We start from the raw sequence: 16,999 nt of genomic DNA, 5'->3' as shown, positions 1-16,999 counted from the left end.
CCGTCGGTTCTACCGCACGCCGCGCGGCGGACCGACCCCCGTGGCGCCTCGTCAGGGGACGAGCAGCACCTTGCCGGTGGTGCGGCGGCCCTGCAGGTCGTCGTGGGCGGTGCGGGCGTCCGCCAGGCCGTAGCGGTGTCCGATCCGTACGTCGAGGCGGCCCGCGGCGACCTCGCCGTACACGGCCGCCGCGCGAGCGCGCAGCTCGTCGGTGGTGGCGATGTAGTCGAACAGCTTCGGGCGGGTCAGGTACAGCGACCCCGCCGCGTTGAGCCGCTGCGGGTCGAACGGCTCGACCGGGCCGGACGCGGCGCCGTAGAGCACCAGCGTGCCGCGACGGCGCACCGAGGCCAGGCTCGCGTCGAACGTGCTGCGCCCGACCGAGTCGAACGCCGCGTGCACGCCCTCGCCGCCGGTGAGGTCGCGGACGGCGGCGGCCAGGTCGTCGACCGCGGTGTAGTCGATCACCTCGTCGGCGCCGGCCCCGCGGGCCAGCTCGGCCTTCTCCGGCGTCGACGTCGTGGCGATCACCCGGGCGCCCTTGGCGACGGCCAGCTGGGTGAGCAGCAGCCCGACGCCCCCGGCCGCGGCGTGCAGCAGGATCGTCTCCCCGCCGCGCAGCGGGAAGCAGTCGGTGACCAGGAAGTGCGCGGTCATGCCCTGCAGCGCCGCGCCGACCGCGACGTCGTCGGCGACGCCGTCGGGCACCGGGACGGCCTTCGCCCACGGCACGGCGACCTGCTCGGCGTAGCTGCCCAGGGTGTTGGCCCAGGCGATCCGGTCCCCGACCGCGACGCCGTCGACGTCCGGGCCCAGCGCGGTGACCCGGCCCGCGCCCTCCAGCCCCGCGACGTAGGGCGTCGGCATCGGGTAGATGCCCTCGCGCTGGTAGGTGTCGATGAAGTTCACGCCGGCCGCGGCGACCTCCACCAGCACCTCGCCCGGACCCGGGACCGGGGCGTCGGTGTCGACGACCTCCAGCACCTCGGACCCGCCGGGCTCCCGCACCCGTACCGCACGCATGTGTCCTCCTCGTCGCTCGCCGCTGCTGCCGGTCCCGATCATGCCCGCACGCGTCGCGGCGCGGCATCCGGGAGACGGCCCGCCGCGAGCCCGGTGCGCGCGACGAGACCGTCGGTCGGCAGCGGGTCGCGCAGCACGTCGTCCGGACGGACCCGTGCCGGCTCAGGCCGACGCGGCGGCGGGTTCCGGGGCGGTGTCCGCCGGGTCACCGGTCGGGGTGGCGCGGGGGTCGACGGCGGCCGGCCGGGTCGCGGTCCCGGCCCACACCCAGGCGGCCGCGGCGGCGGTCAGCCCGGCGCCGAGCACGTGCAGTGACACCAGCAGCTCCGGGACCCCGAGGGCGTACTGGACCCCGCCGAGCGCGCCCTGGGCGAGGACGACCACGACGAGCACCCGGAAGCGGCGCTGCAGCGCCTGCGGGGCGGACACCGCGCGCAGCAGGAACCCGAGCCCGACCAGGGTCCCGAGGTAGAGGAACAGGGTGTCGACGTGCAGCTGCGCGAGCGCGGGGATCGGCACGTCCAGGCGCGGGGTCTCCGGGTCGCCGCCGTGCGGACCCGCCGCGGTGACCAGCGTCCCGGCGACGAGCAGCACCGCGAGCACCGCGGTGGAGAACAGCACCAGCCCGCGCCCGGCGGCGGGCACGGTGCGGGTCGCCGGGCCGTCGGCCTCGGTCGCCGCGCCGACGAACAGCACCGAGAACCAGACCAGCACCATCGAGGCGAGGAAGTGCAGCATCACCGTCCACCAGGCCAGACCGAGGAGCACCGTGATGCCGCCGATGACGGCCTGCGCGACGACGCCGAGCGGCATGGCCAGCGCGAGCGCGGTGAGGCGGCGCCTGCGGGGCCGGGTGAACAGGGCCCCGAGCAGCGCGGCGCCGGCGAACAGCACGACCAGGATCCCGAGCAGCCGGTTGGAGAACTCGATCCACATGTGCAGCGGCGCGATCTCGGCGTGGTCGACCGGGATCATGCTGCCCGGCTCGCACTGCGGCCAGGTCGAGCAGCCGAGCCCCGAGCCGGTGACCCGCACGACCGATCCGGTCACCCCGATCCCGATCTGGGCGACGAGGTTCGCGATCGTGAGCCGGCGCATCAGCACCGGCGGGGTGGAGGGCACGCGCGACGACAGCACACTACGCATCGTAGAAGATGGGTCTCAGGTCCAGCGCACCAGCCGCGACGCCGCCACCCCGGCGACGACGGCCCACCCGGTGAGCACCAGCAGGGGCCCGGCCGACGGGAACTCGCCCGCGCCGAGCGCCGACCGCAGCGCCTCGGCCAGCGCCCCGGACGGGAGCCACGGGGCGATCGCCGCCAGCGGTCCCGGCAGGTCCGCGACCGGCACCACGATCCCGCCCGCCAGCAGCAGCGCGAACCACACCAGGTTGGCGACGGCGAGCACGATCTCCGCCCGCAGCGTCCCGCCCAGCAGGATGCCCAGCGCCCCGAACGCGGCAGCGCCGAGCAGCACGGCCAGCGCGGCGCCGTCGAGCCGGGCCCCGGCCGGGGACCAGCCCAGCAGTGCGGCGAGTACGCCGAGCAGCACCACCTGGATCACGACGACGGCGGCGACCGCGGTCAGCCGCCCGCACACCAGCAGCCAGCGGGGCAGCGCCGTAGCGGCGAGCCTGCGCAGCGCGCCGTAGCGGCGGTCGAAGCCGAGCGCGATGGCCTGGCTGGTGAATGCCGAGCTCATCACGGCCAGCGCCAGCATGGCGGCGAACAGCCACGCCACCCGCGGCTCCGGGGCGGGCACCGCCGGGACGAGCGTGAGCCCGGCCAGCAGGGCCGCCGGGATAAGCAGGGTCAGCAGCACCTGTTCGGCGTTGCGCAGTGCGAGCCGGGTCTCCAGGCCGCCCTGGGCCCGCAGCATCGTCAGCGCACGTCCGCGGCCGGGCGCGGGGGTGAACATGCCGTCGGGGAACGGCGGGGCCGTCGGCGGGGTCCTCACGAGCGCAGCTCCCGTCCGGTGAGGTCGAGGAAGACGTCCTCCAGGCTGCGGCGCACGACCTGGACGTCCTCGGCGAGCACGCCCTGGTCGGCACACCACGAGGTGATGGCGGCGAGCGCGGCCGGGTCGATCCGGCCGCGGACCCGGTAGCGGCCGGGGGAGGTCTCGCAGCTGGCGTAGCCGGCGGGCAGCCGGGCGTCGAGACCGTCGACGTCCATCCCCGGCCGGGCCCGGAAGCGCAGCTCGGTCTGGTCGCCCGCGGTCAGCTGCGCCGGCGAGCCGTGCGCCACGACCCGGCCGTGGTCGATGATCACGACGTCGTCGGCGAGCTGTTCGGCCTCGTCCATCAGGTGGGTGGTGAGCAGCACCCCGACGCCGTCGCGGCGCAGCGCCCGCACCAGGTCCCACACCAGGTGGCGGGCCTGCGGGTCGAGACCGGCGGTCGGCTCGTCGAGGAACACCAGCTCCGGGCGCCCGACGACGGCGCAGGCCAGCGCCAGGCGCTGCTGCTCCCCGCCGGAGAGCCGCTTGTACGGCGTGCCCGCCCGCGGTCGAAGCCCGAGCACGTCGAGGAGCATGTCCACGTCGAGCGGGTGCGCGGCGCAGTCGGCGACCAGGTGCAGCATCTCCCCGGTCCGCACGGCCGGGTACGCGCCGCCGCCCTGCGGCATGACGCCCACGCGGGGGCGGACGGTCTCGTCGGCCGGGTCGTGGCCGAGTACCCGCACCCGCCCGGCCGAGGGCGCCCGGAAGCCGGTGCACACCTCGACGGTCGAGGACTTGCCGGCGCCGTTCGGGCCGAGCAGGGCGAGGACCTCGCCGCGGGCCAGGTCGAGGTCGATCCCGTCGACGGCGGTCGTGGTGCCGTAGCGCACGACGAGGCCGCGGATCTCCAGGGCGGCGCTCACCGGGCGGGCTCCGTGTCCGAGGCCGCGCGGGTCCCGGCGGGGGCGTCGCCCGGGGTGGCTGCGCCGTCGGCGTCGTCGGCGTCGTCGGCGTCGTCGGGGCCGTCGGCGGCCGCGTCGCCGGGGGCGCGGATCAGCCGCGCGACCACGTACAGCGCGAGGGCGTACATGACCGCGCCCGCGGTGATCGCCAGCGGCAGCTGGAATCCGCGGAAGAAGAAGTCGGCGCCGGTGGGCGGCACGACCAGGGCCAGCACCACCGACAGGAGCAGCAGGCCGCGGCGGTAGAACGGCATGGCCCGGGTGACGACCAGCGGCAGCAGGGCCCAGAACAGGTACCACGGGTGCACGACCGGGCCGAGCAGCACGACCGCGCCGAGCCCGAGACCGGTGCCGGTGACCGGGTCGACCGTGCCGCGCAGGCAGCCCAGCAGCAGGGCGACCACGATGACCACGATCGGCAGCACGAACAGGCTGCGCATCAGGCCCATCGTGGTGTCGAGGTGGTCACCGAGCCCGGCGAGCCTGCCGACCTGGCCGGCGAGCAGGCCGAGGTTGGTGCTGATCGACATGGGGGAGATGAGCGCGCTGGGCGCCGACAGCCCGCGCACCCAGTTGAAGCCCAGCCCGGTGGCGAGGCTGAAGAAGGTCAGCACCGCGGCGGCGATCGCGGACAGCCACGCGGTCGTCACGGCCCAGTCGACGAGCCTGCCGCCGCGCCTGCGGACCAGGTACACGCCGACGAACCCCAGTGCGAGCAGCGCGGGGAGCTTCACCGAGGCGGCGGCGACGATCAGCGCGGCGCCGGCGGTGATCCGCCACCAGGGCTGCACGGTGTCGTCGCGGCCGAGCATCACCCAGAGCCCGAGCAGCATCAGCGGCAGCATGATCGACTCGTTGTGGATGCCGCTGACCATGTGGAACAGCACCAGCGGGTTCGCCGCGCCGAGCCACAGGACCAGCCCGGCATCGAGGTCGAAGCGCGACGCGAGCCGCGGCAGCACCCACACCAGCAGGGCGACCCCGGCGAGCGCCAGCAGCCGGTGTTCGAGGATCCCGAGGACGACGTTGTCCCCGGACAGCGCGGTGATCCCGCGCCCCAGGCCGAGGAACAGCGGGCCGTAGGGCGCCGGGGTGTCGCGCCAGACCGTGGGGATGCCGCGGACCAGCGGGTCGTCGATGCCGAGCGCCTGCGCCGGGCCGATCGAGTACGGGTCGATCCCGCGGGCGAGCGTCGCGCTCTGGGCGAGGTAGCTGTAGATGTCCTTGGAGAACATCGGCGGCGCCAGGGCCAGCGGCACCCCCCACAGGATCGCGGTGCGGCCGAGCTCGCGACGCTCGGGCGCGGGGTGCCGCGCCCCGCGGGTGGTGAGCATCCGGGCGATCCACAGCCAGGCGGTGACCACCATCAGCAGGCCCGCGTAGGTGACGGCGATGGCCAGGGTGACGTTGCGCGCGGGCAGCCCGATCACGCGCAGCCCGTTCAGCGGGTTCGGCACCGGGAACGCCCCGGAACCCAGTGCGCTGATCCCCATCAGGAGCGCGCCGATCAGGCCGAGGATCCGCGCGATCCGGGCCTGCTCGCGCAGGCCGCGCCGGGCCCGGTGGCCGGTCGACGGCGGTGCGGCGGGGGGATCGGACGGCGCCGCACGCGTCGGGGGGTCGTCGCGCCCGGGCGGGGCGACCTCGGGCGTCACCATGGGAGAAGAGGCTAGTGGTGCCGCCGCGGGGGGTCCGGTACCGGCCCTCACCTGCGGGTGGAGTGAGCCCGGTCACCGCGGCGGGGGGCCTGTTTTGCCGTGCCGACCGATATACGCAACACTGGTGTTGTGAAAACGGACCGGACAGCGCCGCGGCGCCTCGACGACCCTGCCTGCGGGCACGGCGTCGCGGGCGACGCCGTGGTGCCCGCCGGATCCGGGACGGGTACCCGTGCCCTCGTGGCGCGGGTGCTCATGGAGCAGGGTCCGGTCACGGCCGCCGTCGTGGCGGCCGAGCTGGAGCTCACCGAGGCCGCCGTGCGCCGGCACCTCGACGCGCTGATCGTCGACGGCGAGGCGGAGGCCCGGGCCCCGGCCCGGTCCGCCCGGCCGCGGGGCCGGGGTCGTCCGGCCCGGGAGTACCTGCTCACCGACACGGGCCGGGTCCGGTTCGGGCACGGGTACGACGACCTGGCCACCCAGGCTCTGCGCTTCCTCGCCGACACGGCGGGGGAGGAGGCGGTCGACGCCTTCGCCCGGCACCGGGTGCGCGAGCTGCTCGGGTCCGACCTCGACGCGGTGACCGCTCCGGCGGAGCCCGCGGAGCGGGTCGAGGCGCTCGCCCGGGTGCTCAGCGCCCGCGGCTACGCCGCACAGACCCGGCGCGGCGGGTTCGGGGTGCAGCTGTGCCAGCACCACTGCCCGGTCGCCCACGTGGCCACCGAGTTCCCGGAGCTCTGCGAGGCCGAGACGCGTGCCTTCGCCGATCTGCTGGGCACGCACGTGCAGCGGTTGGCCACGATCGCCCGCGGCGACGCCGCGTGCACCACACACGTGCCGCTCGAGGATCCCGAACTCCTCGCGCGGGTACGGGACAGGGGAGCCGCGGGTACCGCGCAGCTCCCACCACCACGGTCCCCGAAAGGGAGGCAGTCCTTATGACGACCACTCCTGATGTGCGCACCGAGCTCACGCAGGAGGAGACGATCGCGGCGCTCGGCCGGTACGACTTCGGCTGGGCCGACTCCGACGAGGCGGGCTCCATCGCGAAGCGTGGCCTGTCCTCCGAGGTCGTCGCCGACATCTCCCGCCTGAAGAACGAGCCCGAGTGGATGCTGGAGTTCCGGCAGAAGGCGCTCGACATCTTCGGCAAGAAGCCGATGCCGCGCTGGGGCTCCGACCTGTCCGGGATCGACTTCGACAACATCAAGTACTTCGTGCGCTCCTCGGAGAAGCAGGCCGCCACCTGGGAGGACCTGCCCGAGGACATCAAGAACACCTACGACAAGCTGGGGATCCCCGAGGCTGAGAAGGCCCGCCTGGTCTCCGGTGTCGCCGCGCAGTACGAGTCCGAGGTCGTCTACCACTCGATCCGCGAGGACCTCGAGCAGCAGGGCGTCATCTTCCTGGACACCGACACCGCGCTGAAGGAGCACCCGGAGCTGTTCCGGGAGTACTTCGGCTCGGTCATCCCGTCCGGTGACAACAAGTTCTCCGCCCTGAACTCCGCGGTCTGGTCCGGCGGCTCGTTCATCTACGTCCCGCCGGGTGTGCACGTCGACATCCCGCTGCAGGCCTACTTCCGGATCAACACCGAGAACATGGGCCAGTTCGAGCGGACGCTGATCATCGTCGACGAGGGTGCCTACGTGCACTACGTCGAGGGCTGTACCGCGCCGATCTACAAGACCGACTCGCTGCACTCGGCCGTCGTCGAGATCGTGGTCAAGAAGGGCGGCCGCTGCCGCTACACCACGATCCAGAACTGGTCGAACAACGTCTACAACCTGGTCACCAAGCGCGCCAAGGCCGAGGAGGGCGCGACCATGGAGTGGGTCGACGGCAACCTCGGCTCCAAGGTGACCATGAAGTACCCGGCCGTGTGGCTGATGGGCGAGCACGCCAAGGGCGAGGTCCTCTCGATCGCGTTCGCGGGCGAGGGCCAGCACCAGGACGCCGGCGCCAAGATGGTCCACCTCGCGCCCAACACCTCCTCGACGATCGTGTCGAAGTCGGTGGCGCGTGGCGGCGGCCGTACGTCCTACCGCGGCCTGATCCAGGTCAACCCGCGCGCACGCAACTCCCGGTCCACGGTGAAGTGCGACGCGCTGCTGGTCGACACGATCTCCCGCTCCGACACCTACCCCTACGTCGACATCCGCAACGACGACGTGTCGATGGGGCACGAGGCCACCGTCTCCAAGGTCTCCGACGACCAGCTCTTCTACCTGATGAGCCGCGGTCTGACCGAGGACGAGGCCATGGCCATGGTCGTGCGCGGGTTCGTCGAGCCCATCGCGCGCGAGCTGCCGATGGAGTACGCGCTGGAGCTGAACCGGCTGATCGAGCTGCAGATGGAGGGTTCCGTCGGATGACGACGAGTGACGTTGCCGGCCTCGCGCCCGAGCTGGAGGGCGCCAAGGAGGGGCAGGGCGAGGTCCCGATCGCCTCGGCCGGTGAGCGCTTCCAGTCCTTCGACGTGGAGGCGTTCGAGGGCCCCGGGGGCCGCGAGGAGAACTGGCGGTTCACCCCGCTGCGGCGCCTCAAGGGCCTGCACGACGGGTCGGCCGACCTGCAGGGCTCGCCCGTGGTCACGGTCACCGAGGCCGCGGGGGTCACGGTGGAGACCGTCGGCCGCGACGACGCCCGTCTCGGTGAGGGCGGCACGCCCTTCGACCGGGTCGCCGCCGCCGCGTGGTCCGGCTTCGCCGAGGCCACCGTGGTGACCCTGGACGGCGAGAAGGTGGAGCCGGTCACGATCACCGTGGAGGGCCCCGGCGAGGGAGTCTCCGCGGCCGGCCACCTGCACATCCGCACCACCCCGCACACGCAGGCGACGGTCGTCGTCGTGCACCGGGGCTCGGGCGTGCTGGCCGACAACACCGAGGTCGTGCTCGCCGACGGCTCGCACCTGACCCTGGTCGTCACCGAGGAGTGGGCCGACGACGCCGTGCACGTGGGCGCCGAGCACTACTCGGTCGGCCGCGACGCCACGCTGCGCGGGACGACCGTGCAGCTCGGCGGCGACCTGGTCCGGGTCTCCTCGACCGTGCGCTACGCCGGCCCCGGCGGCGACGCGGAGCTCCTCGGGCTCGGGTTCACCGACGCCGGCCAGCACCTGGAGCAGCGGCTGCTGGTGGACCATGCGGTGCCGAACTGCAAGTCCAACGTGCTCTACAAGAACGCGCTGCAGAGCCTCACGAAGGACTCCTCGCACGTGGTGTGGATCGGCGACGTGCTGATCCGGGCCGCCGCGGAGAACACCGAGACCTTCGAGTTCAACCGGAACCTGGTGCTCACCGAGCACTGCCGCGCCGACTCCGTGCCCAACCTGGAGATCGAGACCGGCGAGATCGTGAGCGCCGGCCACGCCAGCGCGACCGGCCGGTTCGACGACGAGCAGCTGTTCTACCTGCGCAGCCGCGGCATCCCCGAGGACCAGGCCCGCCGCCTCGTCGTCCGCGGGTTCTTCGGCGAGGTCCTCAACAAGATCACGCTGCCGGAGCTCAAGGAGCGACTGGAAGCGGCCGTCGAGGCCGAGCTCGCCCTGACCGGCGTCTGATCCCACACCCTTCCCGAATACGGAGCGACCACCACAGATGTCCACTCTGGAGATCAAGGACCTGCACGCCTCGGTCGAGACGGCCGAGGACGGTCCCAAGGAGATCCTGCGCGGCGTGAACCTCACCGTCCGCGCGGGCGAGACGCACGCGATCATGGGGCCGAACGGCTCCGGCAAGTCCACGCTGGCCTACGCCATCGCCGGGCACCCGAAGTACACCGTCACCGGCGGCGAGGTGCTCCTCGACGGCGAGAACGTCCTGGAGATGTCGGTCGACGAGCGGGCGCGCGCCGGGCTGTTCCTGGCGATGCAGTACCCCGTCGAGGTCCCGGGCGTGTCGATGGCGAACTTCCTGCGCTCGGCGGCCACCGCCACCCGCGGCGAGGCGCCGAAGCTGCGGACCTGGGTCAAGGAGGTCAAGGAGGCCATGGCCGGCCTCGACATCTCCCCGGAGTTCGCCGACCGCTCGGTCAACGAGGGCTTCTCCGGCGGTGAGAAGAAGCGCCACGAGGTGCTCCAGCTCGAGCTGCTGAAGCCGAAGTTCGCCGTGCTCGACGAGACCGACTCCGGCCTCGACGTCGACGCCCTGCGCGTCGTGTCCGAGGGCGTGAACCGGTACCGCTCCGGCGGCGAGACCGGCGTCCTGCTGATCACGCACTACACGCGGATCCTGAACCACATCAAGCCGGACCGCGTGCACGTGTTCGCCGGCGGCCGCGTCGTCGAGTCCGGCGGCCCGGAGCTGGCCGACGAGCTCGAGAAGAACGGCTACGTCCGGTTCACCCGGGCCGACAAGGCAGCGGTCTGACATGACCCTCACCCACGGAACCGGGACCACGGCCGGCCTGGACGCCGACGCCGTGGCCCGGATCCGGGCGGACTTCCCGATCCTCGCGCGCACCGTGCGCGAGGAGAAGCCGCTGGTCTACCTCGACTCCGGCGCGACCTCCCAGCGGCCGCGCCAGGTGCTCGACGCCGAGCGCACGTTCCTGGAGCGGCACAACGCTGCTGTCCACCGGGGCGCGCACCAGCTCGCCGAGGAGGCCACCGACGCCTACGAGTCCGCCCGGGCACGCATCGCGGCGTTCGTCGGTGCGAACGACGACGAGGTCGTGTTCGTCAAGAACGCGACCGAGGGCGTCAACCTGGTCGCCTACGGCCTCGGCAACGCCTCGGTCCGGACCGGGCTCGACGCCGCCTCCGAGCGGTTCGCGCTCGGCCCCGGTGACGAGATCGTGGTGACCGAGCTGGAGCACCACGCGAACCTCATCCCGTGGCAGGAGCTGTGCCGGCGGACCGGCGCGACCCTGCGCTGGTACTCGGTCACCGACGACGGCCGGATCGACCTCGACTCGCTCGAGCTGACCGACCGGACGCGGGTCGTGGCCTTCACCCACCAGTCGAACGTGACCGGTGCCGTCGCGCCGGTCGCACAGCTGGTGGCCCGCGCCGCCGCGGTCGGGGCACTCACCGTGCTCGACGCCTGCCAGTCGGTGCCGCACATGCCGGTCGACCTGCACCGGCTCGGGGTGGACTTCGCGGTCTTCTCCGGGCACAAGATGCTCGGGCCGTCCGGGGTCGGCGTCCTCTACGGCCGCCGGGAGCTGCTGGAGGCGCTCCCGCCGTTCCTCACGGGTGGCTCGATGATCGAGACCGTCCGGATGGAGGGCGCGACCTACGCCCCGCCCCCGCAGCGGTTCGAGGCCGGGGTGCCGATGACGTCGCAGGCCGTCGGCCTCGGCGCCGCGGTCGACTACCTCGAGGCGATCGGGATGGACGCCGTCGCCGCGCACGAGGCGTCGCTGACCGCGGCCGCCCTCGAGCAGCTGTCGGCGATCGACGGGCTGCGCATCGTCGGTCCGGCCACGCCCGGCGAGCGCGGGGGAGCGGTGTCGTTCGTCGTGGACGGCATCCACGCCCACGACCTGTCCCAGGTGCTCGACGACGCCGGCGTCGCCATCCGCGTGGGTCACCACTGCGCGTGGCCGCTGCACCGGCGTTTCGGCATCGTGGCCAGCGCCCGCGCGTCGTTCGCGGTGTACAACACGCTCGACGAGGTCACCGCGCTGGCCGACGGGGTGCGCGCCGCCCAGACGTTCTTCGGGACGGTGTGACGTGCAGCTGCAGCAGATGTACCAGGAGATCATCCTGGACCACTACCGCGACCCGCACGGGTCCGGGCTGCGCGAGCCCTACGACGCCGAGACCCACCACGTGAACCCCACCTGCGGGGACGAGGTCACGCTGCGGGTCAAGGTCGACGACGGTCCCGAGGGTGCCGTGGTCACCGACGTCTCCTACGAGACGCTGGGCTGCTCGATCAGCCAGGCCTCGGTGTCGGTGCTGCACGACCTGGTCGCCGGGAAGTCGGTCGGCGAGGCGTGGAAGATCATGGCCTTGTTCCAGGAGATGGCCCAGGGACGCGGCAAGGTCGAGCCCGACGAGGACGTCATCGGCGACGGCGTGGCCTTCGCCGGCGTCGCCAAGTACCCGGCGCGGGTCAAGTGTGCTCTCCTGGGCTGGATGGCATTCAAGGACGCGGTGAGCCGCACCGACGCCAGCATCGAGAACTCCGAGGGGAGTCCGGCATGAGCGAGACCACCGAACAGAGCACCTCCGAGGACGTGGTGCGCGGGGCGGCGGGCATGCCCGAGCCGCCCGCCCGGGCCGACGCCGGTGACGGCGCGACCCTGGAGGCCCTGGAGGAGGCGATGAAGGACGTCGTCGACCCCGAGCTGGGCATCAACGTCGTCGACCTCGGCCTCGTCTACGGCATCGACCGGGACGGCGGTACCGCAGTCATCGACATGACGCTGACCTCGGCGGCCTGCCCGCTGACCGACGTGATCGAGGAGCAGACCCGCTCCGCGCTCACCGCCGGTCCCGACGGCGGCCTCGTCGACGACGTCCGGATCAACTGGGTCTGGATGCCGCCGTGGGGCCCGGAGAAGATCACCGAGGACGGCCGCGAGCAGCTGCGCGCCCTCGGCTTCCGGGTCTGAGGACCCGTACCGACCCGACGGGCCGGATCCCCGACATCCGGGGGTCCGGCCCGTCGTCGTCTCACGGGAAGTAGACCTCCCGCAGCCGGCCCTCGAGCCCGGCGACGCCGCCGGTGTCGATGCCGAAGTGCGTCTCCAGCGCGTCCCGGACCCGGGCGGGGGAGGCGAGGTCGTGCCGCTGCGCGGCGCGGTCGGCGGTGCGCACGGTGAGCCGGGTCCCGTCCAGGGTGGTCCGGCGTTCCGGGGTGGTGCGCGCGGCGACGAGCCCGGTCCGGAAGTGCGACCCCGGGTGGTGGGTCAGGTACCAGGAGCCCATCGCGAAGTCGATGTCCGGTGCGGGGGCCAGGTCGAAGGTGTACTGGTCGGCCCAGCCACCGTCGCCGCCGCGCCGCTGCAGGACCCAGCTGCCGTGGTCGCCGCGGGCGTAGCGGTAGGTAGCCTGCGGGGTCGGCTGCTCCAGCCCGGCGACGAGCCGCAGCGCGGTGGTCGGCACCGTCGAGCCGAACCCGGCGTCGACGGTGAAGCGGCCCTCCACGGTGTCGACGAGGGTCAGCCGGTGGGTGCGCTCGGTCGGCGGGTCCTCGGCGGCCAGGCCCAGCCGGACCCGCCCGACCAGCGGGGTCACCCGCAGACCGAGGTCGGCCAGGGCGTCGTGCAGCAGCCGGTTGTGCTCGAAGCACCAGCCGCCGCGCCGCCCGTGCACCAGCTTGGCCGCGACACCGTCGGCGGTGGTCGGCGGTTCGACCCCGGTGAACGGGTCGAGGTTCTCGAACGGGATGGTCGCGACGTGCGCGGTCACGAGCCGGTCGAGCAGCGCCCGGTCCGGTGTCGCCCGGTCGACCCCGATGAGGTCGAGGTAGGCGGCGACCGAGGTGGTCACCGTGCTCGTCGTGCTGCCCGTCGTGCTCGTCATGGTGATCGAGGCTGTCACCTCGACCCGGGTTCAGGTCAACTGAATCGACCGGGTCGACCGGGTCGACACGGTCAGCGTTCGCGGGCCCCGCGCAGCGCCCAGGCCCGCAGGTGGGAGTAGCCGCGCGTGTGCAGGGTCGCGATCCGCCGCAGGTCGAAGCGCGGGTCGTCGCGCAGCGCGTCGTACATCTCCTTGTCGACGAGCACCGTGTCCGGGCGCGCCTCGGAGGTGAGCCGGGCCGCGACGTTGACGACCTCGCCGTAGACGTCGCCGTAGCGGGCGAGCACCATGCCGTGCGCGAGCCCGATCCGCAGCAGGGGCAGCGACGGCTCGGTCCGGACCCGGTCCCGCAGGCCGAGCGCGATGGCCGCCGCGTCGGCGGGGTGCTCGGTCACGAAGAGCACCTCGTCGCCGACGGTCTTGATCACCCGGCCCCGGCCGTTCGCGATGACCTCGTTGGTCACGGCCCCGAAACGTTCGATCATCTCGCTGAGCTCGTCCATGCTGCGACGGCGGGTGGTGCGGGTGAACCCGACCATGTCGGCGAACCCGACCGACAGCGGCCAGGTGTCGGCGACGATGTCGGCGACGTCGCGGCGCTGCACCCCGGCGACCCAGCGCGACGCCGTCGCCGCGAGGTGGCGCCGCCACACGTAGGACTGCAGCGCCTCCAGGTCGGGGATCACCTCGGCGGCGAGCCGCGCCGCGTCGCGCGGGGTCAGCTCCCCGAGGTGCGCGGCGGCGACCTGGGCGAGCATCCCGATCTGCCACTCGGCGAGCCGGGACATCGACTGCGCGAGCGCCCGGGCGACGGCCTCGCGGGCGACCGTCTCGGGCAGCCACTCCCGGCTCAGCCGGGTGACCATCCGGGCGGCCTCGAGGTCGGCCCGGGTGTAGACGCGGTCACCCGGCTCGGAGTCGGTGAACCCCAGCGCCCGCCAGAGCCGCCCCGACTCCTCCGGGTCGAGCCCCGCGGCCTCCACCAGCTCGTCGCGGGTGAACTCGCGGGGCACGCCCAGGATGAGCTCGTCCAGCGCCCCGTCGTCGACCTCGCTCCAGTCGATCGAGGCGGGATCGGGCAGGGGGCGGGACGACCCGGGCTCGGACCTCACGCGATCACGTGGTGTGCACGACGAGCACGTCCACGCCGGCACGGCGGGTCGCGTCGGCGGGCACCGAGCCGAGCAGCCGCCCGGAGAACGTGTTCAGACCGCGGTTGCCGACCACGAGGAGGTCGGCGCGGTGCTCCTTGACGGCCTTGCGGAGCACGTCCACCGGGGCGCCGTCCTCGGCGAAGGTCGAGACGTCCTTCGCGCCGACGGCGGCGGCCCGGTCGGCGGCCTCGCGCAGCGCCTCCTCGGCGGGGGTCCAGCCGGTGACGAGGAAGGCCTCGTCCTTCAGCGCGTCCTCCGCGGCCGAGGTGTCCTCGCGGCTGGCCGGGGTGTAGGCGGAGACGATGACCAGCTTCGCGCCGCTGTCGGCGGCCACCCCGGCGGCGCGCTCGACGGCCAGGAACGACGTCGCCGAGCCGTCGGTGCCGACGACGATGGTCTGGTATGCGGACACAGGTGCCTCCCGGGGGAACGGTCGCGCGTCGCCGGGCATGCGGCCGGCGTCACCGCGTGCGACGACGTTACTACGTTGTATCCGATCAACTTGTCCCGAGTCCCTCCCGTCATCGCCCGTTCGGGTGGAATGCTGCAGCTGATCGCAGCATGCGCGTACGCACGGCCGGCGGAGCGGCCCGGAACACCCCGGCCATTCCGGCGAGGGTGCCGGTCAGGTCGTCGCGGCCGGTGAGGAACGCGCGTCCGCTGCGCCCGGCGAAGAACGCGTCGAAGAAGTCCGGCACGAGGTGCGGCGGCATCTCCAGCACGGTGCGCAGCCCGTGCCGGCGCAGCCGGTGCACCGCGCGGGCCGACCGGGGCCAGAGCAGCCGCCGGGCCGCCGTCGTCGCGGCGGCGGGATCGTGCGGCAGGTGCCGGGCCAGCTCCGCGGCCAGCCGGGGGGCCAGCCCGAGCGCGGGGGCGACGCTGAACCCGGTGGCCGGGTGCACCAGCGGGGTCGCCGCCCCGAACCCGACGGGGTGCCGCGGACCGCGCGGGGTGTCGACCGGGAAGCGCACCCGCTCGACGGGGGCGCCGTCGGGCACGGTGACGCCGGCCCCCGCGAGCCGGGCCGCGAGCCGGTCGCGCAGCTCGGGCAGCGGCAGCCCCGGCCGTCGCGCGAGGGAGGTCTCCTCCAGCAGGACGGTGCCGTCGCCGTAGGGGACGGCGTAGAGGAACGTCGGCCAGTCCGTCCACCCGGGCCGGTGCGGGCCGGGGGAGCGCCAGTCCATGAAGACGGCCTCGCCGGGCCGCACCACCGGTGCGGCCGCCCGCTCGTCGACGACGACCCCCCAGGCGGTCTGCTCGGTCCCGCCCGCCGGGCCGGGGCGCAGCCGCGACGGCGCCCCCGTCGCGTCGACGACCAGTGCCGCGTCGACGACCTGCGTCGCGTCGTCCCCCGGTGCTGTGTCGCTGCCTCCGCCTCCGCTGCCGCTGCCGCTGCCGCTGCCGCTGCCGCTGCTGCTGCTGCTGCCGCTGCCGCTGCCGCTGCCGTCGCCGCTGGTGCCGTCGGCGTCGGTGCCGCTGCTCCCGCCGTCACCGCCCCGGTCGCCCGGGACGTGCAGCCGCACCCGGTACCGGTGGCCGTCGGGCCGGACGTCGTCGGCGGCGGCGCGGCCGGGCAGCACCGTGACCCCGGCGAGCCGGGCGTCGAGGTGGGCGCGCAGCCCGGCGGTGTCCAGCACCGCGTACGGGCCCAGCGCGCGCCTGCCGCCGCCGGGCAGCACGGCCACCGCCGCCGGCCGGGCCGCGACCGTCGTGGCCGGCAGGTGCGGCGGCAGCTCCTCGGGCCACGCGCAGTAGGTCGCCGTCCACGCCCGCTCCGGGGCGGGATCGGCGAGCACGGTGCGCAGCCCGGCCTCCGCGCACGCCGCGGCGAGTGCACGCCCGGCCAGCCCGCCGCCGAGCACCAGCACGTCGGCCACCGTCGGCCCGGAGGCACCCGAGGGCTGCGCTGTCGTGCCCGAGGGCTGCGGCGCCGCGGCCCCGCCGGCCGTCCCGGTCACCGCGGGTCCTGCCGGTGCCGCCCGGCGGACAGGCTGCCGCCGTCGATCCGCAGGGTGGCGCCGGTGACCCAGGACGCGGCGTCGGAGACGAGGAACGCGACCGCCTCGGCGACGTCCGCCGGCTCCCCGATGCGCCCCAGCGGGTAACCCGCCACGACCGACGCCTCGTCCCGGGCGTAGAGCGCCTCGGCGAACCGCGTCCGCACCACGGCGGGGGCGACGGCGTTGACCCGGATGTCGGGGCCGAGCTGGCCCGCCAGCTCCTCGGTCAGGGTGAGCAGCGCCGCCTTCGACGCCCCGTAGGCGCCGATGACGCCGGTGGCGCGCAGCGCCGCGACCGAGGCGACGTTGACGACCGCGCCGCCGTGCGCGCCCATCCAGACCCGGTGCGCCTGCTGGACGAACCCGAGCGCGGCGACGACGTTGACGTCGAGGATCTTGCGGACGGCATCGAGGTCGGCCTCGACCAGCGGCCCGTGCTGGGGGTTGATCCCGGCGTTGTTGACCAGCACGTCCAGCGAGCCGAACGCCGCCACCGTGGCCTCCGCCGCGGCGGCCCGGTGCGCCGCGTCCCCGGCGTTGCCGGCGACGGCCAGCACCCGGCCGGCGTCGACACCCGCGGCTGCCGCGAGACCGGCCGCCGCCGCGTCGAGCTCGGGGGCGTGCCGCCCGGTGATCGTCACCGACGCGCCGCGCGCCAGCAGCGCGGCCGCGACGCCGTGGCCGATGCCCCGTGAGGCGCCGGTGACCAGTGCCGCCCGACCGGCCAGGGAGGTGAGATCGGTCATGGAGAACGACCCTACGTGGGAAACACCGTGGACCCGGC

General features: G+C 74.2%; 17 protein-coding genes. 7 read left to right on the top strand and 10 right to left on the bottom strand.

Annotated features, from left to right (window positions below; translation table 11 throughout):
* Window positions 1-51: 51 nt before the first annotated feature.
* The 5 genes from Ae331Ps2_RS25040 to mptB all read right to left on the bottom strand — a co-directional run bounded on the left by Ae331Ps2_RS25040 (window position 52) and on the right by mptB (window position 5,584).
* On the bottom strand, window positions 52-1,023 hold the full coding sequence (locus tag Ae331Ps2_RS25040; RefSeq protein WP_075306131.1) for a quinone oxidoreductase: 972 nt from the start codon (window positions 1,021-1,023) through the stop codon (window positions 52-54).
* Window positions 1,024-1,185: 162 nt separating this feature from the next.
* Window positions 1,186-2,169, bottom strand: coding sequence for a heme A synthase (locus Ae331Ps2_RS25035; RefSeq protein ID WP_369804838.1), 984 nt, complete (start codon window positions 2,167-2,169; stop codon window positions 1,186-1,188).
* Window positions 2,170-2,184: 15 nt separating this feature from the next.
* Window positions 2,185-2,940 (bottom strand): ABC transporter permease, encoded by a 756-nt coding sequence (locus Ae331Ps2_RS25030; protein WP_051050365.1) that lies wholly within the window; start codon window positions 2,938-2,940, stop codon window positions 2,185-2,187.
* 35 nt (window positions 2,941-2,975) lie between these two features.
* Window positions 2,976-3,887: an ABC transporter ATP-binding protein gene (locus tag Ae331Ps2_RS25025; RefSeq protein WP_075306135.1), complete on the bottom strand. Its 912-nt coding sequence runs from the start codon at window positions 3,885-3,887 to the stop codon at window positions 2,976-2,978.
* Window positions 3,884-5,584 (bottom strand): polyprenol phosphomannose-dependent alpha 1,6 mannosyltransferase MptB, encoded by a 1,701-nt coding sequence (gene mptB, locus Ae331Ps2_RS25020; protein ID WP_083695963.1) that lies wholly within the window; start codon window positions 5,582-5,584, stop codon window positions 3,884-3,886. The genes Ae331Ps2_RS25025 and mptB overlap by 4 nt, the downstream gene beginning before the upstream one ends.
* 129 nt (window positions 5,585-5,713) lie before the next feature.
* On the opposite strand from mptB, the gene Ae331Ps2_RS25015 reads away from it, so the two are divergent.
* Genes Ae331Ps2_RS25015 through Ae331Ps2_RS24985 form a run of 7 tightly spaced genes read left to right on the top strand, consistent with a single transcriptional unit; the run spans window position 5,714 to window position 12,148 of the window.
* Entirely contained in the window at window positions 5,714-6,526 is an 813-nt protein-coding gene (locus tag Ae331Ps2_RS25015) for a helix-turn-helix transcriptional regulator (protein ID WP_369804837.1), read from the top strand.
* Entirely contained in the window at window positions 6,523-7,959 is a 1,437-nt protein-coding gene (gene sufB, locus Ae331Ps2_RS25010; protein WP_075306139.1) for a Fe-S cluster assembly protein SufB, read from the top strand. The genes Ae331Ps2_RS25015 and sufB overlap by 4 nt, the downstream gene beginning before the upstream one ends.
* A complete protein-coding gene (sufD, locus tag Ae331Ps2_RS25005; protein WP_075306141.1) occupies window positions 7,956-9,146 on the top strand; it encodes a Fe-S cluster assembly protein SufD in 1,191 nt (396 codons plus the stop codon). Before sufB ends, sufD begins: the two co-directional genes overlap by 4 nt.
* A gap of 37 nt (window positions 9,147-9,183) precedes the next feature.
* The gene (gene sufC / locus Ae331Ps2_RS25000) at window positions 9,184-9,954 is read left to right on the top strand and encodes a Fe-S cluster assembly ATPase SufC (protein ID WP_075306143.1); all 771 of its coding nucleotides are present in this window, start codon (window positions 9,184-9,186) and stop codon (window positions 9,952-9,954) included.
* Between the two features lies 1 nt (window position 9,955).
* The gene (locus tag Ae331Ps2_RS24995) at window positions 9,956-11,260 is read left to right on the top strand and encodes a cysteine desulfurase (RefSeq protein ID WP_075306145.1); all 1,305 of its coding nucleotides are present in this window, start codon (window positions 9,956-9,958) and stop codon (window positions 11,258-11,260) included.
* A 1-nt stretch (window position 11,261) separates the two neighbouring features.
* Window positions 11,262-11,738 (top strand): Fe-S cluster assembly sulfur transfer protein SufU, encoded by a 477-nt coding sequence (gene sufU, locus Ae331Ps2_RS24990; RefSeq protein WP_075306147.1) that lies wholly within the window; start codon window positions 11,262-11,264, stop codon window positions 11,736-11,738.
* Complete coding sequence (locus Ae331Ps2_RS24985) at window positions 11,735-12,148, top strand: metal-sulfur cluster assembly factor (RefSeq protein WP_020624271.1); 414 nt, start codon at window positions 11,735-11,737, stop codon at window positions 12,146-12,148. The genes sufU and Ae331Ps2_RS24985 overlap by 4 nt, the downstream gene beginning before the upstream one ends.
* Window positions 12,149-12,209: 61 nt before the next feature.
* Here Ae331Ps2_RS24985 and Ae331Ps2_RS24980 read toward each other — a convergent pair whose 3' ends face one another.
* The 5 genes from Ae331Ps2_RS24980 to Ae331Ps2_RS24960 all read right to left on the bottom strand — a co-directional run bounded on the left by Ae331Ps2_RS24980 (window position 12,210) and on the right by Ae331Ps2_RS24960 (window position 16,961).
* Window positions 12,210-13,061 carry an arylamine N-acetyltransferase gene (locus tag Ae331Ps2_RS24980; RefSeq protein ID WP_075306149.1) on the bottom strand — a complete coding sequence of 284 codons (852 nt, stop codon included), beginning with the start codon at window positions 13,059-13,061 and terminating at the stop codon, window positions 12,210-12,212.
* Between the two features lie 71 nt (window positions 13,062-13,132).
* Window positions 13,133-14,173, bottom strand: coding sequence for an adenylate/guanylate cyclase domain-containing protein (locus Ae331Ps2_RS24975; RefSeq protein WP_198932182.1), 1,041 nt, complete (start codon window positions 14,171-14,173; stop codon window positions 13,133-13,135).
* 4 nt (window positions 14,174-14,177) lie between these two features.
* Window positions 14,178-14,627 carry a universal stress protein gene (locus tag Ae331Ps2_RS24970; RefSeq protein ID WP_020624268.1) on the bottom strand — a complete coding sequence of 150 codons (450 nt, stop codon included), beginning with the start codon at window positions 14,625-14,627 and terminating at the stop codon, window positions 14,178-14,180.
* A gap of 109 nt (window positions 14,628-14,736) precedes the next feature.
* On the bottom strand, window positions 14,737-16,173 hold the full coding sequence (locus tag Ae331Ps2_RS33595) for a lycopene cyclase family protein (protein WP_075329800.1): 1,437 nt from the start codon (window positions 16,171-16,173) through the stop codon (window positions 14,737-14,739).
* Window positions 16,170-16,961 carry an SDR family oxidoreductase gene (locus tag Ae331Ps2_RS24960; protein WP_075306153.1) on the bottom strand — a complete coding sequence of 264 codons (792 nt, stop codon included), beginning with the start codon at window positions 16,959-16,961 and terminating at the stop codon, window positions 16,170-16,172. Before Ae331Ps2_RS24960 ends, Ae331Ps2_RS33595 begins: the two co-directional genes overlap by 4 nt.
* Window positions 16,962-16,999: the final 38 nt, after the last annotated feature.

Source organism: Pseudonocardia sp. Ae331_Ps2 (genome assembly GCF_001932405.1).
In the GTDB taxonomy this organism is placed as follows: domain Bacteria; phylum Actinomycetota; class Actinomycetes; order Mycobacteriales; family Pseudonocardiaceae; genus Pseudonocardia.
Note: the sequence above shows the minus strand (reverse complement) of the source record. Positions and strands in the feature narration are given on the sequence as shown.